The sequence below is a fragment of the Nocardia pseudovaccinii genome (genome assembly GCF_050942345.1).
Taxonomy (GTDB): domain Bacteria; phylum Actinomycetota; class Actinomycetes; order Mycobacteriales; family Mycobacteriaceae; genus Nocardia; species Nocardia pseudovaccinii.
Window position 1 is genome coordinate 946,485 of sequence record NZ_CP192074.1, and the last position, 24,132, is coordinate 970,616.

Annotated in this window: 23 protein-coding genes; 14 read left to right on the plus strand and 9 right to left on the minus strand. The window is 66.6% G+C overall.

Annotated features, from left to right (window positions below; all coding sequences use genetic code 11):
- Positions 1–215: 215 nt before the first annotated feature.
- On the minus strand, positions 216–1,697 hold the full coding sequence (locus ACQPZ2_RS04325; RefSeq protein ID WP_433524396.1) for a recombinase family protein: 1,482 nt from the start codon (positions 1,695–1,697) through the stop codon (positions 216–218).
- A gap of 202 nt (positions 1,698–1,899) precedes the next feature.
- Here ACQPZ2_RS04325 and ACQPZ2_RS04330 point away from each other — a divergent pair, with 202 nt between their 5' ends.
- The 4 genes from ACQPZ2_RS04330 (at position 1,900) to ACQPZ2_RS04345 (ending at position 4,306) form a co-directional block, all read left to right on the plus strand.
- Entirely contained in the window at positions 1,900–2,643 is a 744-nt protein-coding gene (locus ACQPZ2_RS04330) for an SDR family NAD(P)-dependent oxidoreductase (RefSeq protein WP_433524397.1), read from the plus strand.
- An 88-nt stretch (positions 2,644–2,731) separates the two neighbouring features.
- A complete protein-coding gene (locus ACQPZ2_RS04335; RefSeq protein ID WP_433524398.1) occupies positions 2,732–3,178 on the plus strand; it encodes an RpiB/LacA/LacB family sugar-phosphate isomerase in 447 nt (148 codons plus the stop codon).
- Positions 3,179–3,218: 40 nt separating this feature from the next.
- Positions 3,219–3,857, plus strand: a complete 639-nt coding sequence (locus tag ACQPZ2_RS04340; RefSeq protein WP_433524399.1) for a DJ-1/PfpI family protein — start codon at positions 3,219–3,221, stop codon at positions 3,855–3,857.
- Entirely contained in the window at positions 3,854–4,306 is a 453-nt protein-coding gene (locus ACQPZ2_RS04345) for a MarR family winged helix-turn-helix transcriptional regulator (protein ID WP_063047158.1), read from the plus strand. The genes ACQPZ2_RS04340 and ACQPZ2_RS04345 overlap by 4 nt, the downstream gene beginning before the upstream one ends.
- Before the next feature lie 141 nt (positions 4,307–4,447).
- On the opposite strand, the gene ACQPZ2_RS04350 is transcribed toward ACQPZ2_RS04345, so the two are convergent.
- Positions 4,448–5,245: an HAD-IIA family hydrolase gene (locus tag ACQPZ2_RS04350; protein ID WP_063047175.1), complete on the minus strand. Its 798-nt coding sequence runs from the start codon at positions 5,243–5,245 to the stop codon at positions 4,448–4,450.
- Between the two features lie 336 nt (positions 5,246–5,581).
- Here ACQPZ2_RS04350 and fgd point away from each other — a divergent pair, with 336 nt between their 5' ends.
- Positions 5,582–6,592 carry a glucose-6-phosphate dehydrogenase (coenzyme-F420) gene (gene fgd, locus ACQPZ2_RS04355; RefSeq protein WP_433524400.1) on the plus strand — a complete coding sequence of 337 codons (1,011 nt, stop codon included), beginning with the start codon at positions 5,582–5,584 and terminating at the stop codon, positions 6,590–6,592.
- Between the two features lie 112 nt (positions 6,593–6,704).
- Here fgd and ACQPZ2_RS04360 read toward each other — a convergent pair whose 3' ends face one another.
- Positions 6,705–7,004 carry a hypothetical protein gene (locus ACQPZ2_RS04360; RefSeq protein ID WP_433524401.1) on the minus strand — a complete coding sequence of 100 codons (300 nt, stop codon included), beginning with the start codon at positions 7,002–7,004 and terminating at the stop codon, positions 6,705–6,707.
- A 95-nt stretch (positions 7,005–7,099) separates the two neighbouring features.
- A complete protein-coding gene (locus ACQPZ2_RS04365) occupies positions 7,100–7,603 on the minus strand; it encodes a nitroreductase family deazaflavin-dependent oxidoreductase (protein WP_433524402.1) in 504 nt (167 codons plus the stop codon).
- Between the two features lie 94 nt (positions 7,604–7,697).
- Here ACQPZ2_RS04365 and pta point away from each other — a divergent pair, with 94 nt between their 5' ends.
- Both pta and ACQPZ2_RS04375 read left to right on the plus strand, forming a co-directional pair.
- Positions 7,698–9,770, plus strand: a complete 2,073-nt coding sequence (pta, locus tag ACQPZ2_RS04370; RefSeq protein WP_433524403.1) for a phosphate acetyltransferase — start codon at positions 7,698–7,700, stop codon at positions 9,768–9,770.
- A gap of 90 nt (positions 9,771–9,860) precedes the next feature.
- Complete coding sequence (locus ACQPZ2_RS04375) at positions 9,861–11,069, plus strand: acetate kinase (protein ID WP_433524404.1); 1,209 nt, start codon at positions 9,861–9,863, stop codon at positions 11,067–11,069.
- 270 nt (positions 11,070–11,339) lie between these two features.
- Here ACQPZ2_RS04375 and ACQPZ2_RS04380 read toward each other — a convergent pair whose 3' ends face one another.
- The 3 genes from ACQPZ2_RS04380 to ACQPZ2_RS04390 are packed head-to-tail and all read right to left on the minus strand — an operon-like array spanning position 11,340 to position 16,239.
- Positions 11,340–13,880 (minus strand): tetratricopeptide repeat protein, encoded by a 2,541-nt coding sequence (locus ACQPZ2_RS04380; protein ID WP_433524405.1) that lies wholly within the window; start codon positions 13,878–13,880, stop codon positions 11,340–11,342.
- Positions 13,881–13,885: 5 nt separating this feature from the next.
- Positions 13,886–14,863: a glutamate ABC transporter substrate-binding protein gene (locus ACQPZ2_RS04385; RefSeq protein WP_433524406.1), complete on the minus strand. Its 978-nt coding sequence runs from the start codon at positions 14,861–14,863 to the stop codon at positions 13,886–13,888.
- Positions 14,860–16,239 carry a hypothetical protein gene (locus tag ACQPZ2_RS04390; protein WP_433524407.1) on the minus strand — a complete coding sequence of 460 codons (1,380 nt, stop codon included), beginning with the start codon at positions 16,237–16,239 and terminating at the stop codon, positions 14,860–14,862. Before ACQPZ2_RS04390 ends, ACQPZ2_RS04385 begins: the two co-directional genes overlap by 4 nt.
- Before the next feature lie 114 nt (positions 16,240–16,353).
- Here ACQPZ2_RS04390 and ACQPZ2_RS04395 point away from each other — a divergent pair, with 114 nt between their 5' ends.
- Positions 16,354–17,061 (plus strand): NUDIX hydrolase, encoded by a 708-nt coding sequence (locus ACQPZ2_RS04395; protein ID WP_433524408.1) that lies wholly within the window; start codon positions 16,354–16,356, stop codon positions 17,059–17,061.
- 157 nt (positions 17,062–17,218) lie between these two features.
- On the opposite strand, the gene thiE is transcribed toward ACQPZ2_RS04395, so the two are convergent.
- On the minus strand, positions 17,219–17,926 hold the full coding sequence (thiE, locus tag ACQPZ2_RS04400; RefSeq protein ID WP_433524409.1) for a thiamine phosphate synthase: 708 nt from the start codon (positions 17,924–17,926) through the stop codon (positions 17,219–17,221).
- A 57-nt stretch (positions 17,927–17,983) separates the two neighbouring features.
- Here thiE and thiO point away from each other — a divergent pair, with 57 nt between their 5' ends.
- From thiO to ACQPZ2_RS04415, 3 genes are read left to right on the plus strand one after another with little or no spacing between them, the layout of a single operon-like run.
- The gene (gene thiO, locus ACQPZ2_RS04405; RefSeq protein WP_433524410.1) at positions 17,984–19,081 is read left to right on the plus strand and encodes a glycine oxidase ThiO; all 1,098 of its coding nucleotides are present in this window, start codon (positions 17,984–17,986) and stop codon (positions 19,079–19,081) included.
- Positions 19,078–19,290 (plus strand): sulfur carrier protein ThiS, encoded by a 213-nt coding sequence (gene thiS / locus ACQPZ2_RS04410; protein ID WP_433524411.1) that lies wholly within the window; start codon positions 19,078–19,080, stop codon positions 19,288–19,290. Before thiO ends, thiS begins: the two co-directional genes overlap by 4 nt.
- On the plus strand, positions 19,283–20,056 hold the full coding sequence (locus ACQPZ2_RS04415) for a thiazole synthase (protein ID WP_433524412.1): 774 nt from the start codon (positions 19,283–19,285) through the stop codon (positions 20,054–20,056). Before thiS ends, ACQPZ2_RS04415 begins: the two co-directional genes overlap by 8 nt.
- 176 nt (positions 20,057–20,232) lie before the next feature.
- Here the strand turns inward: ACQPZ2_RS04415 and ACQPZ2_RS04420 are convergent, their stop codons facing one another.
- On the minus strand, positions 20,233–21,420 hold the full coding sequence (locus ACQPZ2_RS04420; RefSeq protein ID WP_433524413.1) for a helix-turn-helix domain-containing protein: 1,188 nt from the start codon (positions 21,418–21,420) through the stop codon (positions 20,233–20,235).
- Between the two features lie 133 nt (positions 21,421–21,553).
- On the opposite strand from ACQPZ2_RS04420, the gene ACQPZ2_RS04425 reads away from it, so the two are divergent.
- The 3 genes from ACQPZ2_RS04425 to ACQPZ2_RS04435 all read left to right on the plus strand — a co-directional run bounded on the left by ACQPZ2_RS04425 (position 21,554) and on the right by ACQPZ2_RS04435 (position 23,845).
- The gene (locus tag ACQPZ2_RS04425; RefSeq protein WP_433524414.1) at positions 21,554–21,859 is read left to right on the plus strand and encodes a hypothetical protein; all 306 of its coding nucleotides are present in this window, start codon (positions 21,554–21,556) and stop codon (positions 21,857–21,859) included.
- 283 nt (positions 21,860–22,142) lie between these two features.
- Complete coding sequence (locus ACQPZ2_RS04430) at positions 22,143–23,087, plus strand: ABC transporter ATP-binding protein (protein ID WP_433524415.1); 945 nt, start codon at positions 22,143–22,145, stop codon at positions 23,085–23,087.
- Positions 23,087–23,845 carry an ABC transporter permease gene (locus ACQPZ2_RS04435; protein ID WP_040696716.1) on the plus strand — a complete coding sequence of 253 codons (759 nt, stop codon included), beginning with the start codon at positions 23,087–23,089 and terminating at the stop codon, positions 23,843–23,845. Before ACQPZ2_RS04430 ends, ACQPZ2_RS04435 begins: the two co-directional genes overlap by 1 nt.
- Positions 23,846–24,132 lie beyond the last annotated feature (287 nt).

Sequence of the window (24,132 nt, forward strand, 5' to 3'; positions counted from 1 at the left end):
GACCACAAGTTGTGAGCGCCAGGGGGTGGCGGTCGTGCAGCGGGATGCGGCGACGGTTCGAACAGTGGTTGCGTTGCTGGGCGGGCCATCTGCACGGGTACGGGGGTGCCGATCACGCCAAGGCGGAACCCGTAGCGTTGGCGACGAACGATAGGACGATCGGCGGAACTTGGCACTGGAATGCTTCGGCAATCCGATCAGCCGCTAGACATGCCCTACTCGCGCCACAAGGGCTGTACACGGTTGATATCGAGACTGCGCGCTCCTGGAGTCCCCGGCGCGATAGTGGCATAACGCAAGGTCGCTTTGATAATGGCTTGCCGCCGGTCGATCAGCAGGTCCGGCCACTGTTCGCGCAGAATCTCGCCCTTGCCGATCAGGTCGGACAATCCGGTGGAGTCAGCGACGTGGGCGATTGCGCGGCGTGCGTCACGAATGCGTGCCTCGATCGGATCACGTGCGGCCATCCATTCGGCGGCGGTGATGCGACGGGGGCGGGCGGCATAGAGCTCGGCAAGTTCGGTGAGGGCTCGGGTGTCCTCCTCGATCTCTTGATTGAGCTGCGCGAGATCGGGATTGGCCTTCACACGGCCTTCCCATGCCTGCCTGAGTTCATCAGAGTCGAGTCGGATGAACGCGCTATCTCTCAACAGGTCCTCTACCGGTTCAGCGACGACAGTCAACCGGCCGCAACCACCGCGATCGGGGCCGTTGAAGCAGATGTAGCGGCGAACCTTTTTGTCAGGAGACTTGTGTTTGGTGGAGGACATCAACGGTGTGTCACACCGCCCGCACCGCAGCAACCCCGACAGGAGATAGGTACGTGGCGCTCGCCGTCCGGAACGGGCTCTCTCGGCAAATCTGGCAAGCACCTGCTCCCGTTGCTCGACGGTGATGATCGGCTCCCAGATCCCCGGTCCGACGATTTCTCCGTTGTGGGTGCGCAGCCCGGCAATTCGTGCCGAGCAGATGACGCTTTTGACTGTGGTCGTTCGCCAGCGTGCGGCACCCAGAACGGTCGGCGTATCGGTGGAGTTCAGCCACGTTGTAAGCGAGCGCATCGACTCTCCGGCAATGAGGCGGTTCACCAACTGGCGGATGATCTCGGCCTCACTGTCACGGATTGTCACCTTGTCGTCCTCATAGCCGAACGGGCGATTCGGGCCATGGGGCAACCCGGCCTCGGCGCTCTGTCGCGCCTTCCGCTTGCCACGCGCAGACTTCCGGCCCGACTCCTTGGCAGCGAAAGCGGCGAATATGCGAGCCATGAACAGGCCATCATCGTTGCCCAGGTCGATATCCGCGGTGACCGTAGCGACTTCGTGCATACCGACCCGATCGCACAGGCTGATGAAGTCCTCCAACTCGCTCGGGATGCGGTGCAACCGGTCCAGGTTGTAGACGATGACTGCATCCCTTGCACCGGACTCCAGATCGGCCAGCATCCGCAGATACTCGGGGCGCGGCTTGCCGGAATAGGCGCTGATGTCGTTGTCGACGTACTCATCGCCGACGTGCCAACCGCGTTCCTCTGCCAGCTTCCGGCAGTCTTCCAATTGTCTTGCGACGCCGAGCTTTTCACCAGAAACATCAGAAGATATGCGGGCGTAGATCGCGGCCGAGCGTACCTTGCGTCCACCGACGCGCAGCACGTTCCCGGTAGCCGAACGAGCACGCTGGTTCTGATTCGATGCCATGGGGGTAGTTTATGAAATAATCGGCAGGCCGACAACGACCTCACCCCAAGCTGACACTGCCGGTCCCTCCGCTTTCCGCGTCTTGTCACGCTGCCAGGATTCTGGCCTATTCGCCGGGTGGGTGCACAGTGTCGATTCCCGGTGTTTGTGAGGCCGCTCACAGGTTGTCACAGCGCGAGCGGTCCGGTGCGTCTCAGTGGGCATGACGAATACAGAACAGACCACAGTGCTGATCACCGGAGCCAACAAGGGTCTCGGTCTCGAAGCGGCGCGGCGGCTCGGGGAACAGGGGTGGACGGTTTTCCTCGGCTCGCGCGACGCGGCTCGCGGGCAGGCCGCCGCGGACGAGCTCGCCGCTGAGGGGGTGAACGTCGTGATGGTGCCGCTGGATGTGACCTCGGAGGAGTCGGTGTCGGATGCGGTACGGCTCGTGCGCGAACACACCGACCGGCTGGATGTGTTGATCAACAACGCCGGTGCACCGGGGAATATTGTCGCGCCCGCGGACGCGACCGCTGACGAAATCCACTCCGTCTACGACACCAACGTGTACGGACCGATCCGGGTCACGCATGCGTTTCTGCCGTTGCTGCAGGTGGCGGACAATCCGCGGGTGGTGATGGTGTCGAGTGGTGGCGGTTCCTTCGCGGTCGTGACCGATCCGGAGCAGCCCGTCTCGAAGATGCACGAGCTCGCCTACAGCTCGTCGAAAGCGGCGCTGAACATGATCACCGTGCGGTACGCCCAGGCACTGCCGAAGATCAAGTTCAATGTCGCGACTCCTGGCGAGGTCGCGAATCGTAAATTCGCGGCCACCGATATGAACAATCACACCGGCCAGCTGACGGTCACCGAGGGCACCGACTCGATCCTCGAACTCGCGACGATCGACGCCGACGGGCCGACCGGGATCTTCATCGATCGCCTCGGTCCCGTCGGCTGGTGACCGGAGCGGGTGGCCTGTCCTCGGGACCGAGGACAGGCCACCCGCCGTTTTCGAGGCTGGGCGGTGGGGGCGTTATTACGCTTGGGGTATGCGAATTTCGGTTGCGGCGGATGAGCGGGTGGGGGTGGCCGAGGAGCTGGTGGTGGAGCTCGGGCGGCGGGGGTTCGAGACGTTGGTGCATGGGGCGCTGTCGGATAGTGAGCGCGACGACTGGGCGTGGGCCAGCGAGGCGGCGGCGCGGGATGTGGCCGAGGGGCGGGCGGAGCAGGGGGTGGTGTGCTGTTGGACGGGGACCGGGGCTTCTATTGCCGCCAACAAGGTGGCGGGGATCCGGGCCGCGCTGTGTGGTGATGCGGTGACGGCGGCTGGTGCGCGGAAGTGGAATGACGCGAATGTGCTTGCGCTGAGCCTGCGTTCGACTTCCAGGGCGGAGTTGACGGAGATCCTGGACGCGTGGTTCGGCGGTGAACCGAGCACTGATGTGGAGGATCGCGCCAATATCGCGCATCTGGCGAAGATCGAACGCAGACGTTGATCCATTGACAGTATGCTGTCAAATATGACAGCATACTGTCATGCCTACGAAGACAGTTCATACGGCCGTTTACGACACGCTTGCCGACTGGGAGGTCGGTGCGGCGACCGCGCATATCAATCGGCCCAGCTGGCAGAAAGCGCCGGGAACGTTCCGGGTGCGGACCGTTGGACTCACCGCCGATCCGATCATCACGACGGGCGGGATGCGGATCGTGCCGGATATGGTGCTCGCCGATCTCACGCCCGCCGCGAGCGCGATGCTGATCCTGCCCGGCGCCGACACTTGGGAGACCGGCGAACTCGTGCCCTTCGTGCACAAGGCGCGGGAGTTTCTGGACGCGGGGGTTCCGGTCGCGGCGATCTGCGGTGCCACCTTCGGATTGGCGAAGGAAGGGCTCCTCGATAACCACGCCCATACCGGCGCGGCCGCGGAATACCTTGCCTACAGCGGATATTCGGGCGGCGGTCGCTATCTGGACCGGGCTGCGGTACTGGACGGCGATCTCATCACGGCGGGCCCGACCGCGCCCTTCGAATTCGCCCGCGAGGTGTTGCGCAGGCTCGATGTCTATGAACCGCATGTGCTGGACGCGTGGTACCGCTTGTACGGCCAGAGCGATCCGGCGGGCTTCGCCGCACTTTCCGAGTACGAGGCGCAGCGGGTCGCCACGGTATGAGTGACACGCCCGAGCAGGAACTCTTCGCGACGGTCGCGATCACCTCGTTCCAGCTGAACGGTCAATTCCTCGCCATCGCAGAGGAATTGGCCGCTCCGGGGGGAATCACGGCGGCGTGGTGGCAGGTGCTCGGTGCGGTGCTGCGCGAACCGCTGCCGGTGGCCGGAATCGCCCGAGCCATGGGGATCACCCGGCAGAGTGTGCAACGCATCGCGGATCTGTTGGTGGACAAGGGACTTGCCGAGTTCCAGCCGAATCCCGCGCACCGCCGGGCCAAACTCGTTGCGGTCACCGACGCGGGTCGCGAGGCGATCAAGCGCATCAATCCACAGCACAGGGTGATGGCGAAACGTCTCGCCGATGAACTCGGTGCCGAGCAATTCGCGCTGACCGCTCAGGTCATGACGCGACTCTCCGCTGCGCTCGACGCCATTACCGACCAGACCTGATGACCGATTCCGAACGCGCTCACCCCGACGCTGCCACCCAGTGGTCAATCGGCCCAGTCGATGACCGGCTGAGCGAATCCGCTCACGCGAGCCCGCGCCCTTATTCGGTGTGCGTCGGTGCAGGGTGTGAATCCGCGCGCGTCAGGCGAAGGGCTTGTCGGTTCGACCGACGAGGTCGGCAACCGAATCGACAACCAGGGTCGGGCGGTAGGGGAACTGCTCGACCGACTCGCGAGTGGAGATGCCGGTGGTGACCAGGACGGTCCGCATGCCCGCCTCGAGCCCCGAGACGATATCGGTGTCCATCCGGTCGCCGATCATCACCGTCGACTGTGAATGTGCGCCGATCCGGCGCAGTGCCGAACGCATCATCAGCGGGTTCGGCTTGCCGACGTAGTACGGCTCCTTGCCGGTCGCGCGGGTGATCAGCGCGGCCACCGAGCCGGTCGCGGGGAGCAGACCCTCGCGGGAGGGTCCCGTCGCGTCCGGGTTGGTGGCGATGAAGCGCGCACCCCGGTCGACCAGGCGGATCGCGGTGGTGATCGCCTCGAACGAGTAGGTGCGGGTTTCGCCGAGCACCACGTAGTCCGGATCGCTATCGGTCAGCACATAGCCGATTTCGTGCAGCGCGGTGGTGAGTCCGGATTCGCCGACCACATAGGCGGTTCCATTGGGGCGCTGGTCGTTGAGGAAGGTCGCGGTGGCCAGCGCCGAGGTCCAGATCGCCTCCTCCGGAATATCGAGTCCGGTGTGGCGCAGGCGGGCCTGCAGATCGCGCGGCGTGCGGATCGAGTTATTGGTGAGCACCAGGAACGGGATCTCATTGCCGCGCAGCTCGGCCAGGAACTTGTCGGCGCCGGGCACCAGATGGTCTTCGTGCACCAGCACCCCATCCATATCGGTGAGGTAGGACAGGATCGGCTCATCTGGTGTACTCACAAGCCAATTGTCGGCTATCCGCCCATCCACCGCGCGAATACCGGTCCCGATGCGACCATCCCCACATCCGGTGGGCATCCCGCGGACGGTATGTGATGCCCACCGGCTGTGCGATGGCCCAGGTGCGACCCGGCACACCTCGTCGAATGGCGCTGACTATGGTCGAGGGGAGGCCGTGTGAGAACCGATCGCGCAGCGCTCAGGTAGGCCGATGGGCTCGGGAACTCCCGTGTCGCCCTTGCGGTTGTACCGGGATGCGGTCGCGGGATTCAGGCGGCCGACGGTGTGCGGAACCTCCCGCACGGACCGTTGAGCGAAGCGACAGGAGTGGCGCATATGGGTGATCTCAAGCTCGGATACAAGGCGTCGGCGGAACAGTTCGGACCGCGGGAATTGGTGGAAATCGCGGTGGCGGCCGAGGAACACGGCCTGGACAGCGCAACGGTGAGCGACCATTTCCAGCCGTGGCGGCACAAGGGCGGGCATGCGCCGTTCTCGCTGGCCTGGATGGCCGCGGTCGGCGAGCGCACCAAACGCATCCAACTCGGCACCTCGGTGCTCACCCCGACCTTCCGCTACAACCCCGCCGTGATCGCGCAGGCCTTCGCGACCATGGGTTGTCTCTACCCGGACCGCATCATGCTCGGTGTCGGCAGCGGTGAGGCGCTCAATGAGATCGCCACCGGCTACACCGGCGAATGGCCGGAATTCAAGGAGCGTTTCGCTCGGCTGCGCGAATCCGTCGACCTCATGCGCGCGCTGTGGACCGGTGAGCGCACCGACTTCGACGGCGAGTACTACAAGACCGTCGGCGCCTCGATCTACGACGTGCCCAAGGGCGGTATCCCGATCTACATCGCCGCGGGCGGACCGCTGGTCGCGCGCTATGCGGGCCGTGCAGGTGACGGTTTCATCTGCACCTCCGGCAAGGGCATGGACCTCTACACCGAGAAGCTGATGCCCGCCGTCGCGGAGGGCGCCGCCAAGGCCGGGCGCGCCGTCGAGCAGATCGACCGGATGATCGAGATCAAGATCTCCTACGACACCGATCCCGAACTGGCACTGGAGAATACGCGCTTCTGGGCCCCGCTCTCGCTGACCGCCGAACAGAAGCACTCGATTACCGACCCGATCGAAATGGAGGCCGCCGCCGACGCCCTCCCGATCGAGCAGATCGCCAAGCGCTGGATCGTCGCCGATGATCCGGATCAGGCCGTCGAACAGATCAAGCCGTACCTCGACGCCGGCCTCAACCACCTGGTCTTCCACGCCCCCGGCCACGACCAGTCCCGCTTCCTCGACCTCTTCCAGCGCGACCTCGCACCCCGCCTGCGCGCTTTGGGCTGAGCCGCAACTGCTTCGGCCTCGGTCGTACCGGCTGAATATCGATGGGCTCGCCCGCTGATATTCAGCCGGGCATCGCCGCAGCTTCGGCGAAATGTTCCAGCGGAGGCGACTGTCAGTAGCGAAGGCGGGCCTTGTCACCGTTGATACGAAGGAGAAACTCGGTGAGCAGCGCCCCGCTGTCAACCGGCACGAGAACAAGTCCTTGTGCATGGATTGCATCATCGGCTTCGACCGCCGCCTCCATGTCGCCGTTTCGCCAGGCGTCGCGTGAGGCTGCGAAGAGGGGCTGGAGGTCCGCCCAGCCGGGGCCCGGCGCGAAGTGGCAGTCTGTCCAGAACATGTCGACTTCGTCCTGGACCAGCATCCCGATCAGGCGCTTTCCTTGCATGAGCTGCCAACTCTGCTCAGCCACGTCATCTCCTCGGTGATTCCCGGAGCACATCAGCGCTCTGGACCCACACGGGATGACAACTAGTGCGGTGCCGAGTCCGTGGCAGGTCCGGTTGGTCAGGTGCGGGTGAGGGCGAAAATACGGAGATCTCGGGCGGTGCGGGTGCGGTAGACGCGGTACGCGCTGGTGATCTCGACGAAGCGGGCGAACAGGGTGTCCTTGTCGGATTCGACCAGGGTGGCGCGCACAGGGATGCGCTGGCCCGCGATGGCGACGGTGGCATTCGGGTTCGCCAGCAGGTTGGTGGTCCAGGCCGGATGATGCTGCTGGCCGAAGTTGCTGCCGATCACGTAGATGGTGTCGCCGTCGTGCAGGCAGAGCAATGGTTGGGTGCGCGGCTCACCGGATTTGCGGCCGGTGGTGGTCAGCAGCATGACCGGGGCGCCGATCGGGCCGAGGAGGGTGTACTTGGCGTCGGTGCGCTCGAGGATGGCCCGATCCAGCGGCGTGACCTTCCGAATCAGCCACGACCCGGGTTTGGTAGATGCGAGCTCGGTCGCTAGGCGGGCAAGAAAATTGGTGTTCGAACCCCACTGCCGCTTCGGGAATTGCTCAGCCATGCCCGGACTATATCCGGATTCGTGCCAATAGGAATTCGTGATCGCCGTCTCGCCGCACGGTCTGAGTAGCCGCGGGTTCACTAAGCTCGCGGACATGGCCGATACCGCTCCATCCGCTGTGTACATCGCATCTCCGGAGGGTGACACCGGAAAGTCGACGGTGGCCCTCGGCATGCTCCAGATGCTGTGCGCGACCACCGCCCGGGTCGGCGTATTCCGGCCGATCACCCGCTCGACCACCGAGCCGGACTACATCCTGGAACTGCTGCTCGAGCACAGCACCGCCGATATCGATTACGCGCAGGCCATCGGCGTCACCTACGAGCAGGTGCACGCCGATCCGGATGCCGCGATCAGCGAGATCGTGATGCGGTTCCACGAGGTCGCGAAGCTGTGTGACGCGGTGGTGATCGTCGGCAGCGACTACACCGATGTGGCCAGCCCGAGCGAGTTGCGCTTCAATGCCCGTATCGCGGTGAACCTCGGCGCGCCCGTACTGCTGGTCGTGCGCGGTTCCGGCCGCACTGCGGACGAGGTCGAGCAGCTGGCCGAGCTGTGTGCACACGAGCTGTCCCTCGAACATGCGCACTTGGTGGCCATCATCGCGAACCGTTGCGATCCAGCGCGATTGGACGAAGTCGGCGTCGCGTTGAAGGGCTTCGATGTGCCCTCGTGGACGCTACCCGAAGTGCCGCTGCTGATTTCGCCGACCATGGCCGAGCTGTGTACCGCGATCGGCGGTGAAATGTACAGCGGCGATGTGGAATTGCTGCAGCGTGAGGCATTGCAGGTCATGGTCGGCGGCATGACGGCCGAACATATTCTGGAACGGTTGGTCGACGGTGTCGTGGTCATCGCGCCGGGCGATCGCTCCGACGTGCTGCTCAGTGTCGTGAATGCGCATGAGGCGGAAGGCTTTCCGTCGCTGTCGGGCATCATCATGAACGGCGGCATGCTGCCGCATCCGGCCATCGCCAGGCTGATGAACGGCCTCAAACCCAAACTGCCGATCCTCACCACCGAACTGGGCACCTACGACGCCGCGAGCGCCGCCTACCGCACCCGCGGCCGCATGTCGGCGGGCAGCCCGCGCAAGGTCGACACCGCGCTGGCCCTGATGGAGCAGCATATCGACGCGTCGGAGTTGTTGCAGCGCATCGAAATTCCGGATACCTCCGTGGTGACGCCGCAGATGTTCGAATACCAGCTGATCGAACGCGCCAGGGCGGACCGCAAGACCATTGTGCTGCCCGAGGGCGACGACGACCGCATCCTGCGCGCGGCGGGACGGGTGCTGCAGCGCAAGATCGCGGATCTGGTCATTCTCGGCGACGAGGCTGCGGTGCGCGCCCGCGCCGCCGAACTCGGCGTCGATATCTCGGCCGCACGGGTACTCGACCCGCGCACGTCCGGCTATCTCGACGAATTCGCCGCGGAATACACCGAACTGCGCAAGCACAAGGGCATGACACTCGAGCGCGCCCGCGAAACCATGGCCGATATCTCGTATTTCGGCACCATGATGGTGCACAAGGGCATCGCCGACGGCATGGTCTCCGGCGCCGCGCACACCACGGCGCACACCATCCGGCCGTCCTTCGAGATCATCAAGACCGTGCCGGGCGTCTCCACCGTCTCCAGTGTGTTCCTCATGTGCCTGGCCGACCGGGTGCTCGCCTACGGTGACTGCGCCGTCGTGCCCGATCCGACCTCGGAGCAGCTGGCCGATATCGCGATCTCGTCCGCGCACACCGCGGCCCGCTTCGGCGTCGACCCGCGCGTCGCGATGCTGTCCTACTCGACCGGTGAATCCGGCAGCGGCGCCGATGTGGACAAGGTGCGCGTCGCCACCGAACTGGTTCGCGAGCGCGAGCCGGAACTGCTGGTCGAGGGCCCGATCCAGTACGACGCCGCGATCGAACCCAGCGTTGCCACCACCAAACTCCCGGATTCCGAAGTGGCCGGGCGCGCAACGGTCTTCGTGTTTCCCGACCTCAACACCGGTAACAACACCTACAAGGCGGTGCAGCGCAGCGCCGGTGCGATCGCGATCGGCCCGGTGCTGCAGGGGCTGCGCAAACCGGTCAACGATCTGTCCCGCGGTGCGCTCGTCGCCGACATCGTCAACACGGTTGCCATCACCGCGATCCAGGCGCAGGAAGGCTGATGTGCGGTGCGGCACACGGCGGAACAATGGGGCCGGGTTCGCGGTTGCTGACCGAGTGCGGGGCACGCGTGTGATGCAGGAGGTGCTGGTATGACAAATGACCTGGTGCTGGTGATCAATTCCGGCTCGTCGTCGATCAAATACCAGCTGTTGGACCCGGAGTCGGGTGTGGTCGCCGCGTCCGGCATGGTCGATCGGATCGGCGAGGAGCAGGCCGGGATCGAGCACAAGGTCGATGGCCGAACCATCGAACGTCGTGAGCCGATCGCCGATCACACGGCGGGGCTGCGGCTGGTTTTCGATGTGTTCGCCGAATCCGGCCACGACCTGGCCACCGTGGGGGTGCGCGCGGTCGGGCACCGCGTGGTGCACGGGGGCGAAGTGTTCTACCGGCCGACGCTCATCGATGACGGCGTGGTCGCGGCCATATCCGACTTGTCTTCGCTTGCGCCGCTGCACAATCCGGCGAACGTCGCGGGCATCGAGAGTGCGCGTGCGCTGCTGCCCGGCGTGCCGCAGGTGGCGGTCTTCGATACCGCGTTCTTCCACGGCCTGCCCGATGCCGCCAAGACCTACGCCATCGACGCGAAACTCGCTGCCGCGCATGGCATCCGGAAGTACGGCTTCCATGGCACGTCGCACGAGTACGTTTCGGGCCGGGCGGCCGCGCTGCTCGATCGAGATCCCGCGGACCTGAATCAGATCATCTTCCACCTCGGCAACGGCGCCTCGGCATCGGCCATCCGCGGTGGACACCCGATCGACACCACCATGGGCCTCACCCCGCTGGAGGGACTGGTGATGGGCACCAGGGGCGGCGATCTCGATCCCGGGATCTTCGCGCATCTGGTCCGTGCGGCCCACATGGATGTCGACCAGATCGACGAAATGCTGAACCGCAACGCGGGACTCAAGGGACTATCCGGCGTCAACGACTTCCGTGAGTTGCAGCGGCTCATCGACGCGGGCGACCCCGCGGCCCGACTGGCCTACGACGTGTACATCCACCGCTTGCGCCGCTACCTCGGCGCCTACCTGATCGAGCTCGGCGGCGTCGATGCCATCACCTTCACCGCGGGCGTCGGCGAGAACAGCCCGCAGGTCCGCGCCGACGCACTCGCCGGGCTGTCGCGCTTCGGCATCCGAGTCGATCCCGACCGCAATACCGCCGAAGATCGCGCGGCCCGGCACATCTCCGCACCGGACGCGGAGGTCGCCGTGCTCGTTGTGCCGACCAATGAGGAATTGGCGATCGCGCAGGCCGCACTCCGTGTTGTCGCAGATCAGCGAGCAGATTGAGCGGCTCAAGAAAACCTCACGGAATCCTCACACTCGCTGCGGCAGTATTGGTATCGGATCAGGTTCGCGCCGGACGCCGTAACCGGGGCCGGACCTCCGCCGCTATCGGGTCCGCGATGCCCTCGCCGCTCCCGATGTGCCCGCTCCGGCTGCCCCCGGGGCGGGCCGGAAGCGCGGAACCCCGGGGATCATCGGTGTGCCGACTGCTCCGCGAATCGAGATCCGAGCCCGGCCGGCGTTCCCTCCCGGCCGGGTTTTGTTTTGCGGCGATCAGATCCAGGTCTTGGCTCGGATGGAATTCGCCAGGTCGACCAGCGCATAGCGGTGATTGCGGCCGGGGGCGCTGCGGGCCAGGGCGCGCAGTCCGGCCTCGGTGCCCGCGCGCAGCTCGCGCTCGGTGAACGGCGCGCCGAACAGGGTCGCCCCGTCGGTCCTCGGCGTATTGCCCGATTGCAGCCAGGCCAGCGCGGCACCGAGGACGAGCACACGCATCTGGGTCGCGCGGCTCTCCCCACCGGGCAGACCGACGACGCGCGAGGCCGAAAGGTGCAGGGTGGATTCGGGGAGCTCGGCGATCGGAGCGGCGGTGAGCAATAGCCACACCGCGGTCATCCGGGCCGTTGTGTAGTGCCGGGAGGCGGCGGGCACCTCGTCGAGCGCGCGCACGGCCTCGTCGACCTCACCCGCCTCGGCCGACTGCCTGGCCAGGCCGAATGCGGCGCTCACCACGGCGCGATCGGTGCGCCAGACCGTAGCGTAGAACTTCTCCGCATAAGCCCGCCACTGTTCGTGGTCGTCCGAATCCCAATGCTGCAGAACGAGTTCCGCGGTCGCCGCGAGTGCGAGCTTGGGCGCGATCTCGCCGGGCAGCACTCGCAGCACCGCGTCGAAGCTGTTGAAGGCCTGTTCGTAATCCAACTCGAGCAGCTGGGCTTGGCCCAGAAACCAGTCGATGCGCCAGTCGTGATCGCCGGGCAGCTGTGCCAGCATCTGCAGCACGGCCGCCGGTTCGCCGAGTTCGAGCCGGAGCTTGGCCTCGGCCAGCGTCAGCTCCAGATCCCATGTCTCCTGCGTTTTTTCGGGATCGGCCACTGCGCGCTCATGTGCCTCCTGCAACGCCGCGAGCGCATCGTTCGGTTCCGGATGTGCCACGGCCGCGAGCACCGGCACCGATGCGTCCGTCGGATCGATCAGCGGAACCGGAAGGGCGGCAGCCACTTCGACGGCGCGCAGCAGATTGCTTCTGGCGATGCCGTCGGCATAGGCGTCGGTTTGGCTGATCAACTCCTCGGTGCCGAAGCTACCACGCTGTGGACTGAAAACTGTGGACAGCTGTGGATGTTCGGCGCCGGTCTCCATGGACAGGATCTCGCGCAGTACCCCGGCCAATTGCGCAGACATGACGCGCGCGGAGGGGAAGCGGCGCTCGGGATCGGGATCGGTCGCGCACAGCAGCAGGCGATGGAAGAACTCGTAGCGTTCGAGCACCGAATGGTCGGCGGGGTCGGGAATGCCGTCGAGATAGCGTCCCTGTTCCATCGGCATGCTCAGCGTCAGCACGGCCAGCGTCCGTCCGACCGTGTAGATGTCCGAGGCCACGGTCGGGCCGGTCCTGGCGATCTCGGGTGCCTGAAAACCCCTGGTGCCGTAGAGATTTCCGTAGGCATCGATGGTGGCGACGGCACCGAGGTCGATGAGTTTGACCTGATCCTCGGTGACCATGATGTTGTCGGGTTTGAGGTCGTTGTAGGTCAACCCGATCGAATGCAGATACTCCAGCGCGGGCAGGATCTCCAGCAGATACGCGATCGCCTCGGGGACCGGCATCCGCTCCGGCCGCGGATAGGTGTCGAGCATATCCCGCAGCGAGCGGCCGCCGACGTACTCCATGACGATGTAACCGATGGACTCGCCGTCGGGGCCGGTGTGCTCGACGAAGTTGTGGATCTTGACGATGCTGGGATGTGCCACCTCGGCGAGGAATTGGCGTTCGGCGACGGCCACCGCCTGCGCCTCGGTATCGCCCGCGTGCAGCAAACCCTTCAGGACGACCCAGCGGTCGCTGACATTGCGGTCGATCGCGAGGTAGATCCAGCCGAGTCCACCGTGCGCGATACAGCCCTGGATCTCGTACTGGCTCGACACCATATCGCCGTCGTGCAGTGACGGGCGGAAATCATATGGTGCACCGCAGGTTTCGCAGGTACCCGCGGTTGTCGCGGGGCGGGTCGCGGTGGCGCGGCCGACGGGGTTGCCGCAGCGCCAACAGAAGCGCCTGCCCTCGGAGACGACGGGATCGGCGAGCACCGCGGTGCGCGGATCGGCGGGCGGGATATTCGGAATCGTGACCAGTCCCGCGCCGAGTTTGCGGGTGGTCGGTCGCGAGCGCGCGGTGCGGACGCTGCGGCCGGAGGTGCGCATGGTCGCGGCGGAGGTCGGTTCCGGGGCATTCCACGCGCCGACGGTGAATTCGGCGGCCATATTGTCGCGGCGAACGGTTTCGCCGGACGCGGGTTGGTGGCGGATCGTTTCCGCGGAGGCGGGGTGGTCACGGGTCGTCTCGGCGGAGGCGGAGTGTCGACGAGCGGATTCGCCGCCGGTCTCCCCGGTGCCGGGAGTGGCCTCGTGACCCAGGTTTTCGGCCTCGGGGCCGGTGCCCGGTGACCATCTGATCGTTTCGATGGCCGCGGAGCCCGGTTCGGCCGTATCTGGTTCGACGAACGTGGTTGCCCTGGTGCTTTCTCCGGATTCCTCGGCGGGTTCCTTCGGCTCGCCCTCGGTCGAATCGGTGGCATCGTGCGGTGATGTCATCGCAGTCAGTCCTGATAGGTCGCGACGGGCGGCGCTGGGACCGGCCCTAGAGCGATCAGGTATTGCTGGTACAGCCGGGCCCATGTGCCGTCATTGCGGATGCGCTCCAGCGTGCCGTTTACGAAGCGGACGAGATCGTCGTTGCCCTTGGGGATTCCGATGCCGTAGGGCTCGACGCTGATGCTGGGGCCGACCAACTCGGTGTACGACGAGTCCTGCGTCGCCAGACCCGCGAGTACGGCGTCGTCGGTGCTGATCGCGTCGACTTGACGCTGCTGCAGCACGACCAAACAGTCGGCCCAGGTCGGCACGGTGAGGATGGCCGCGCGGGGCTGCTCGCGGCGCATGTGATCCAGCGAGGTGGTGCCGGATACGATGCACACCCGCTTACCGGCCAAATCGGCCAGACTTCGGATACCGGAGTTCTTCACCGCGAGCACGCGCTGATTCGCGTGCAGATAGACGGTCGAGAAGCTGACCTTCTGCCTCCGCTCGCAGTTGATCGTCATCGTCTTGGCGACAATATCGACGAGATGATTCTGCAGCGCGGACTCGCGCTCCGCGGACCCGAGACTGCGGTACTCGATCTGCTCCGGACTACCGAACAGATCGCGCGCGACCTCCCTGGCTATATCGGCATCGAACCCGACAATCGTGCCGCTCACCGGATCACGGAAGCTGAAAAGGTTACTGCCGGTATCCAATCCGACCACCAGCCGACCGCGGGCCCGAATCGCATCGATCGTCGGTCCACGGGCGGCCGCACCCGCTCCGGTGGGCCGCAGACTCGCGGTCGGATCGCCGCACTGCTCGTCGCGTTCGGCTGGTATCGGTGAGTCCGTCGGTATCGAAACGGCTTTGGCGGGCAGTGGCGGTTCGGTGTATTCGGTGATCTTCGTATCGATCGTGTCCGAGCCCGCCGCGCACCCGGCGAGCAGGGCGATTGCGGCGAGCGCGGCGAGTAGCCCGCGCACGCGGTTCACCGGTACTCCCGAAGTCGCGGCCAGATGCCGAGGCCGACATAGCCTGCGGCGAGTATCCCCAACACCATCGCGCCCGGCGCCAGGAAGTCCAGTGATCGGGCCGCGCCGGAGATGTTGTCGCGCAACGTATCGCGCGTCGCGTCCAGGGCCAGGCCCAATGCGTCGTCCAGTGATTCCACCTGTGCCGCGGCATCCGCCGGGCCCGCCCCGGTCGCCACCGTCGCCGCCCCGACGAAATCGCCGTGGGCGAGGGTGTCGTTCATGCGCTGATGGGCCGCTCGCCAACGGGTAAGCGCCGCACGAGCCTTCGCGATCTCATCGGCCTCCGGCGCATCGGACGGATAGCCGTTGAGCAGTTCGTCGAGCCGGGTGACGCTGGACTCGTAGGTCCGGTCATAATCGCCGGTGGCGTCGCGGCGCACCAGTTTCAGCGTCTCCGCCGAACGCGCCTGCTGGGTCAGGATGCGGCTCTCGGTCAAACGGGAACTCGGCACCGCGCCGTGGTCGCGGCCGCCGATCATCTCCGCGGCCGAGACCGATCCGGCGACCAGCGTCCACGCCAACAGGATCAGCATCCCGGTGGAGGCGAGCAGCAGTCCCGGATTGAGCACGCGATGCCAGCGCTTCGACAGATCGAACTGCGCCCAGATCAGCGCTCCCAGCGCCAGGATCAGCACACCGATAGCGGACCACGGCGGCTGCACGTGATGCCGCTGGGCCGCGCTCACGGCATCGGAGCGATGGCTCTGCAGTTGTGCGGCCATCGGCAGCAGGACGGTCTGCATCTGATTCGATGCCTCGCTCAAATACGCGGCGCCGACCGGGTACCCGTTGCGATTGTTCGCGCGGGCGGTTTCGACCAGACCAGAGTAGACCGGCAGGCCGGTGGCGATGCCGGTACGCAGTCGGGTATCCGGGTTGTCGTCGGTGGCCTGTCCGGCCGCGTGGCCCGATTGCGTCACCAATTCCGCGGACGCCTCGCCCAGTGCCTGGCTGTAGCGATCGCGCACGGTCTCCGGTTCCAGGCCGCCCGCGATGAACGCGGTACTCGCCGCGGCGTCCGCGATGGACAGCGACGTGTAGAGGTGGTGGGAGGAGTTCGCGTCCGGCTCGGTGTCGTCGAGCAGGATGTCCAGTGCCTGCTGGCGATCGCTCACCGTGGCGGCGGTCATCATGCCCGCGGCCAAGCACAGGCCGATGAGCAGCAGACCGATGGCGATGAGCCGACCCGGTGTCGATAGCGCGAAGGATCGTAGGTTGGCCGGGTCCAGATGGGCGCGTAGCCCAGCTTCGCGCGGCACGTCCAGCCGCTCGGGCCCGACATCGGCCGTGACCGACGGCGGCCGCGGGGCCGTCGTCGAGTCGAGCGCTGCCATCTCCACCTCCCCGGTTGGTGCGCACATGTGCTCCTGCTGGGAGCTTATTGTGGTCTTACCGGCGCCGTGGCGTGTGAAACAACCGCGCGACGGCTAGATGAGGATGGTAACCAGATGCGTGGTGACGGTGACGGTTGGTCACGCGGCCCGGACGGATTGCGGCATTGGGGCCGCTTCGGCGCCGCCGGACTTCTGCTGCGCGCCCCGCTCGCGGGCGGCGGTTCCGCGGTGTTGTTGCAGCACCGCGCGCCGTGGAGTCATCAGGGCGGCACCTGGGCGCTGCCCGGCGGCGCCCGTGACAGTCACGAGACCCCGGTGCACGCGGCGGTTCGCGAGGCATGGGAAGAAGCGGGCATCGATCCCGCCGATGTTCGGGTGCGCGGCGAGCGAATCACCGCGACGGCGTTGAGCGGCTGGACTTACACCACCGTTGTCGCCGATGCCGTGATGACTCTGCCGACCAGTCGCAACCGGGAGAGCAGTGCGTTGGCCTGGGTCCCCGAGGGCGAGGTCGACAGCCATCCGCTGCACCCCGGCTTCGCGGCCTCCTGGCCCGCATTGCGGGCGGCTCCGGCGCGCGTCTGCCTCGACGACATCGAGGTGGACGACGCCGGTACGGTCGCGGCCGCGCTGCCTCGTACTGTCGACCTCGCGGACCAGGGCTTCGTCTGGTTGCACGCGGATCCCGAAGGCCCAGGTGCCTACGCCCGCATCGTCGACGCGGATATTGATGCGACGGATGCCGTGCGGACGGGCGCGAAAGCGGAGACCGCCCCAGCCGATTCGATCTTGTCGTTCACCCGAGTTCAAGTGCTGTCCTGAACAGGGGCCCAGCGTGTACTTTTTCGCGAGTGCATGGACTGGAATGCCAGACTTCGCCGAAGCCGCACGCTCTGAAGCAGCACTGCTCCGAGAGCAGGCCCCGGCCGGGCCGAGGCTTGGTGAGCAGCGTCACCTCGAGATCGCGCCAACGCGAGTCTCAGCCGATCTGAGCGTTTTGCAGCAGCGCGGTCTTCAGTTGCCGCGCCGCCGCCTCTGGATCCCGCGCCTCGGTGATCGCGCGCACCACGACGACGCGCTCGGCTCCCGCCGCCAGCACCTCGGGTAGGCGTTCGGCGTCGATGCCGCCGATCGCGAACCACGGCCGGGTCGGGTGGGCGTCGGAGGTGGAACGCACCAGGTCCAGGCCCGCCGCCTGACGTCCCGGCTTGGTCGGTGTGGCCCACACCGGTCCGGTGCAGAAATAGTCGATGTGCTCGTCGACCGCCGCGAGCCCGGCCTGCGCACGGTTTGTGGTGGAGCGCCCGATCACCACATCGGGTCCGAGAATGCGCCGGGCGTACCACGGCGGCAGATCGTTCTGTCCGAGGTGCAGCACATCGGCCCCGGCGGCGAGCGCGATATCGGCGCGGTCGTTCACCCCGACCAGTGCGCCGTGCCTGCGGGCCGCGGCCTTCAATTCGGCGAGTGCGCCGATCTCGGCCTTGGCCTCGAGCGGGCCGAACTTCGCCTCGCCGGGTGACCCCTTATCCCTGAGCTGAATGATGTCGACACCGCCCGCGAACGCGGCCTCGGCGAACCTGGCCAGGTCGCCCTTCTCCCTGCGCGCGTCCGTGCAGAGATACAGCCGGGCGGTAGCCAAACGCTCCCTGGGCGATAGGGGCCGGAACTGGTGGGAGGGTTGCACGTGCTCGACCGTAGTCGCGCTACCGTGGGGATGCGAATAGTGAGGCAGGTGGATCAAATGCGGACTCTGGCCGTCGTCGGTGGCGGCGCCATCGGACTCGCCGCCGCCTGGCGGGCGGCCGAGGCGGGATGGTCGGTCACCGTATTCGATCCCGCCGTCGGCTCCGGCGCCTCCTGGGTTGCCGGGGGGATGCTCGCACCACTGTCCGAGGGCTGGCCGGGGGAGGACCTGGTCCTCGAATTCGGCGCCGCCTCGCTGGCCCGCTGGCCCGACTTCGCCGCCCGGCTGGAATCGACCACCGGTGTATCGGTATTCGTCGCCGAGGAAACCCTGACCGTCGCGCTGGATGGCGCGGATGCCGCCGATCTGCGCACGGTGGCCGAATGGGTCGGCGGCCGAGGCCATGAGCTCGAGGTGCTCGACCGAGCCGGTGTGCGCGCGCTGGAACCCGCGCTGACGCGCACCGTGCGCGCCGGTCTGCGCGCCGCCGCCGAACCCGCAATCGACAACCGGCTGCTGCTCGAAGCACTCCAAAATGCTTGCGGCACAGCAGGAGTCGAGGTACGCGCCGAGACGGTCGACGCGGTGGGCGCACTGCCGCACGACCAAATCGTGCTCGCCGCGGGGGCGGCATCGTCGCTGCTGTGGCCCGGACTCCCGGTCCGCCCGGTGAAGGGCGAGATCCTGCGGCTGCGCCATCGTCCGGGCGCGACACCCCCACCGCTGCGCGTGATTCGCGCGCGCGTGCACGGGAGGCAGGTCTACCTGGTGCCGCGCGCGGACGGAATCGTCGTCGGCGCAACACAATACGAGGCGGGCTACGACACGACGGTGACCGTTGCCGGAGTCCGCGATCTGATCGCCGACGCCGAGGCGGTGCTGCCCGGTATCGGCGAATACGAATTGGCCGAGGCCAGTGCCGGATCCAGGCCTGGCACCCCCGACAACCTGCCCTTGATCGGACGGCTCACCGACCGGATCGTGACGGCCACCGGCCACGGCCGCAACGGCATGCTCGCGGTGCCGCTCACCGTGGACGCGGTGCTGAGCCTGCTCGATGGCGAATCGCTCGATGACGCGAAAGCCGCCGACCCCCACCGTTTTTCGACGGCGCACCCGCCGTCACTCGCTACATCTGCAGGAGGAGTTCGATGACCTCGGTTCCCATCGGTGTCACCGTTAACGGGCAGGACCACGAATTCGACGGATCCCTCACGGTGCGTGAACTGCTCGATCGTCTCGGGCTGCCGTGCCAGGGCGTCGCGCTCGCGGTGGACGGTGCGGTTTTCCCGAAGTCCCGCTGGGACGAGCCGGTCGGCCGTGGCTGGGAGATCGAAGTGCTGACGGCGGTTCAGGGTGGCTGACGCACTGGAAACCCCTGACGCACTGGAGATTGCGGGCAAGCGGTTCGGCTCTCGCCTCATCATGGGCACCGGCGGCGCCGAGAGTCTCGCCGTGCTGGAGGAGGCGCTGATCGCCTCGGGCACCGAGCTCACCACGGTCGCCATGCGCCGGGTCGACGCCGTCGGCGGCACCGGCGTCCTCGACCTGCTCAAACGCCTCGAGATCATGCCACTACCCAACACCGCGGGCTGTCGGACGGCCGCAGAGGCCGTGCTCACCGCGCAACTGGCCGCCGAGGCGCTCGACACCAACTGGGTCAAACTCGAGGTGATCGCCGACGAGCGCACCCTGCTCCCCGATCCGATCGAATTGCTCACCGCCGCAGAACAATTGGTCGACGCCGGATTCGTCGTGCTGCCCTACACCACCGACGACCCGATCTTGGCCCGCCGACTGGAGGACGCGGGCTGCGCCGCGGTCATGCCCCTCGGCGCCCCGATCGGCACCGGCCTCGGCATCGGCAACCCGCACAATATCGAGATGATCGTGGCGGCTGCGGGCGTCCCGGTCATCCTCGACGCGGGCATCGGCACCGCGAGCGATGCGGCGCTTGCCATGGAACTCGGCTGCTCGGCGGTATTGCTCGCCACCGCCGTGACCCGCGCCCAGCACCCTGCTCTCATGGCGGCGGCCATGAAGGACGCGGTCAATGCCGGTCACCTGGCCCGTCACGCAGGCCGCATTCCCAAACGCTTTTGGGCCCAAGCCTCCTCACCGGCCCGCTGAGTCAGGGAGATCCTGTCGCGCGTTGTTCGGCGACGCGTCGATACGCGCGAGTCAGGCGCATGAAGCGAGCACTGGAAGCCGCGCATACTCCTCCGGCCGCATGCGGATGCGCCGCACAGGCATGTGCAGCTTTCGGCGCGCGCAGGAGTCTGCGGTCGGCCGGGCTGATGTCGAGTTCAGATCTTGACGTTGGCCCATCGGGCGAAGCGTGCGAGTGTGTCCGTGCCGCGCCGGGCGCGAGCGATCACACGAACCGTTTCGTGAACTTGGGGGTGGTTGCGAGTCAATTCCGGAGCCACCATCCGCGCTTGCTCGAGACTGCCGAGGGCGCGCTGCTTGTCGCCGTGCAACAGCCACGCGCGCGATACGTCGATGAAGTGGTGCCCGGCGCGGGAGGGTGCCACCGAGGCAGGTAGGCGGATGCTTTCGGCCCGTGACACGGCGGTGGTCCCGTCGGACAACTCGACCGGTACGGCGACGGAGTGGATGGCGACGTTCGAGGGCCGAAATCCGGTCCCGTAGTTGCGGTACCGGTCGTCGCCGATCGCCTCGGCGATACCGCGGGCTTCCTGTATGTGCGACTCCGCGGTGTCGCCGTCGAGTGCGCGGGCGGACAGGATCGACCCACGCAGGTGCAGTGCGCCCCGCACTGCGAGCAGATCTGGTGTCGTGTCCAGTTGCTCGCTGGCGGTGTAGGCGCGTTCGATGGTTTTCGAGCCCGCGACATAGGCGCCTGAGTACAGCAGGATCAACGCCCGGTTGTACTCAGCGGCAAGCGGCCAGATCGGGTCGCCGCTGCGGTCGGCTGCCCAACCACAGCGCTCCGCGGCGAGTCCCGCCAAGTCGAGATAGCCGTACTGATAAGCGAACAGCATGGCCTTGCTGTAGGCGTAGGCCAACGTCGAGTAGATGGCTTCCAGTTCGCGGCCGGGGTTCTCGTTGTCGGCGAGCATGTGCAGCCCACGAATAACGTCCGGCAGATCTGCGGTCAGATCGGTGTATCGGGCGCGGCGCATACCCTGGCGCACACGATCGAGCGCCGTCGTCAGATCGTCGAATGTGGTTGGCCCCGTGAGGGGTTCGTCGTTGAATGCCACGATCGCGCGCCGCAGCTCGGGAATGGTGGCGTGTGCCGCCGCGTCAGCGCTGTCGGGCGTGTACGGCTGACCGGTCAAGTCGCCGATGCTCACTCCCAGCACGCGGGCGATAGCGGCGATGAACGCGGGTGAGGCGGGCCGGTCGCCCTGTTCGACTTTGCGTAGCAGCGACAGCGAGACGTTGGCCTTCGCCGCAAGCTGGATCTGCGTCAGCCGCGCGAGCTTGCGTGCCCTGGAGGTGCGGGCACCGACCCCCATCTCATCCATACCCCAACAGTGCCACACGCTGTGGCGCTTCGCAGGCGCTCGGAGGGCGACGCTACAGGTCAGCCCCGCTGTCGGGTTGACCTTTCCGGTCCTCGGCGGCGGGTGCCAACCATGCGAACGAGGGGGTAATGCGATGCGAGACGAGCCGACCGCGTTGGGATGGGTCGACCTCGATATCAGTTCGGCGGCCGACTGGGACGCGGCGCAGGTTCGGCGGCTGGCGCAGCGGCTCGGGTACGCGCTGATCTGGCCGTCGGAGTTGTCGCCGCTTCCGCTGGTCGACCAGGTGCGCTGTGCTGATGTCGATGCGGTGATCGCGCCGTCGCTCGAACACCTGAATGTGCTTGCGGTGAACGCGATCATGAGCGTGGCCGATGTGGAGATCGTGCTGCCACGGCTGTCGTTCCACCGTTGGGCGGCCATCGCCCCTGCCGAATGAACGGGACGGTTGTGCTCGGGTTGGCTGTGGCGGCCGGGTTGCCGCTGGCGGTGCTTGTTGGTGTGGTGTGCTGGCCAACCCCTGACCGCGATCACGAGGACGACGACTAGCCCTGTTCGCTACCTCCGACGTCGAGCCGCTCCGAGACCTGCCGCGTTAACGGAGATGGCCGTCAGAGGGATTTCCCTGATGCGGCCCTGGGGCCCGCCTCATCCTCGAGGATGATTGAACTCGGCACCATTTAATGACGCGCGTGGCCGCGCAATGAGGAAAGCTGGTCATCATGATCGAGCTGAGGGGCCTGACCAAGCATTACGGGCAGACCGTCGCGGTTCAAGATCTCTCCTTCACCGTTCGACCCGGACAGGTGACGGGCTTTCTTGGGCCGAACGGCGCCGGTAAATCCACCACCATGCGGATGATCCTCGGCCTGGACAAGCCCACCGCGGGCACCGCATTGATCCAGGGCAAGCCGTACCACGAGCTGGACCATCCGCTGCGCTCCGTCGGTGCGCTGCTGGATGCCAAGTGGGTGCATCCGAACCGTTCGGCCCGCGCGCATCTGCAGTGGATGGCCGCCTCCAACGAGATCGCCATGTCCCGCGTGGACGAGGTGCTGCGGCTGGTGGGCCTCTCCGAGGTGGCGGGTAAAAATGCCGGAGGCTTCTCCCTCGGCATGTCGCAGCGGCTCGGCCTGGCCGGGGCGCTGCTCGGCGATCCGCCGATACTGCTGTTCGACGAGCCCGTGAACGGCCTGGACCCCGAGGGCATCCTCTGGATCCGCCGCTTCATGCAGCGGCTCGCGGCCGAGGGGCGGACGGTGCTGGTCTCGAGCCATCTGCTCTCCGAAATGGCCCAGACCGCAGAACATTTGGTCGTGATCGGACGCGGTCAGCTGATTTCCGATTCGACCACCCAGGAATTCATCGACCGCGCCTCGGAACAGTCGGTGCGCGTGCGCAGTCCGCAGCTCGAGCAGTTGCGCAGCCTGCTCACCTCCAATGGCATGACCGTCCGCGAGGACGGCACCGGCCAGGACGGCGCCGCATTGGTCGTCGCCGGGGTGACCAGCGACGCGGTCGGCAAGCTGGCCGGTTCGAACGACATCACCCTGTACGAATTGGCACCGCAGCGGGCCTCGCTGGAGGAGGCATTCATGCGGATGACCGGCGGCGCGGTGCAGTACCACGGCGAAGGCTTCGACCAGGTGATGGGAGGTGCGCTCTGATGGGCGTGCTGGCAGCGGAACGTATCAAGCTCACCTCGACCAGGTCGCCGTGGTGGTGCTCGGCGATCGTGGTGGTGCTCGCCCTCGGCTTGGCCGCGCTGTTCGCGGCGGTGGCCCGCTCGTCCTCGGGCAAGGAGAACGCGCTCGACCTGACCGTCGCCACCGCGGTCGGCGGGATCAGCGGATTCGGCGTGATGGTCCTGATGATCATGGCCACGTTGACCGTGACCAGCGAATACCGCTTCGGCATCATCCGGACCACCTACCAGGCGACACCGCATCGCGCCAAGGTGATCGCCACCAAGGCGGGTCTGGTCGGCGTGTACGGCGCGGTGCTCACGATCGTGCTGGCCTTTGCCGCCTTCGCGATCGCCAAGGCGATCGGCGGCGATGCGAGCAACAACCTGACGCTTTCCGGCGGCGACGCTTGGCGCGAGATCTACGGCATTCCGATCTATGCCCTGCTCAGCGTGATCCTGGCGGTCGGCATCGGCGTGCTGGTCCGGCAGTCGGCTGCGGCGATTTCGCTGATCGTGCTCTGGCCTCTGCTCATCGAGCCGCTGCTCGGCGCCTTCGGCAGCTTCGGGCGCAATGTGCAGCCGTTCCTGCCGTTCGCGAATGCGAGCCACTTCTACAGCGCATCGGAATCGACCGCGAACTGGCACTGGGGACCGTGGGGCGGCCTGCTCTACTTCGCGGCTTTCGTCGCAATTGTCTTCGGCGGTGCACTGGTTATGGTCAACCAACGCGATGCATGATTGAACTACCCGAGTTGCCCTCCCTCGCCGCTCGGGTGACGGGTGCCGACCTTGTCGGGAGGTCCGAGCGCCCCGCGCACTGTCCGCCACTGCCCGGCGGACTATGCGAACATCGGCCCGGTGTGTGAATCCCCTTCCACACCGGGTCGGTGTATGTATTCGGGCAATCCAGGCAGTATGTGAACATCCCGGAAACTAACCCCGGCACCGCTTCCATCCAGAATCGATGCTGGCTACTCTCGGAGTCAGCAACCAGTGAGTTACCCATTGGCGGACCCGGCGTTGTG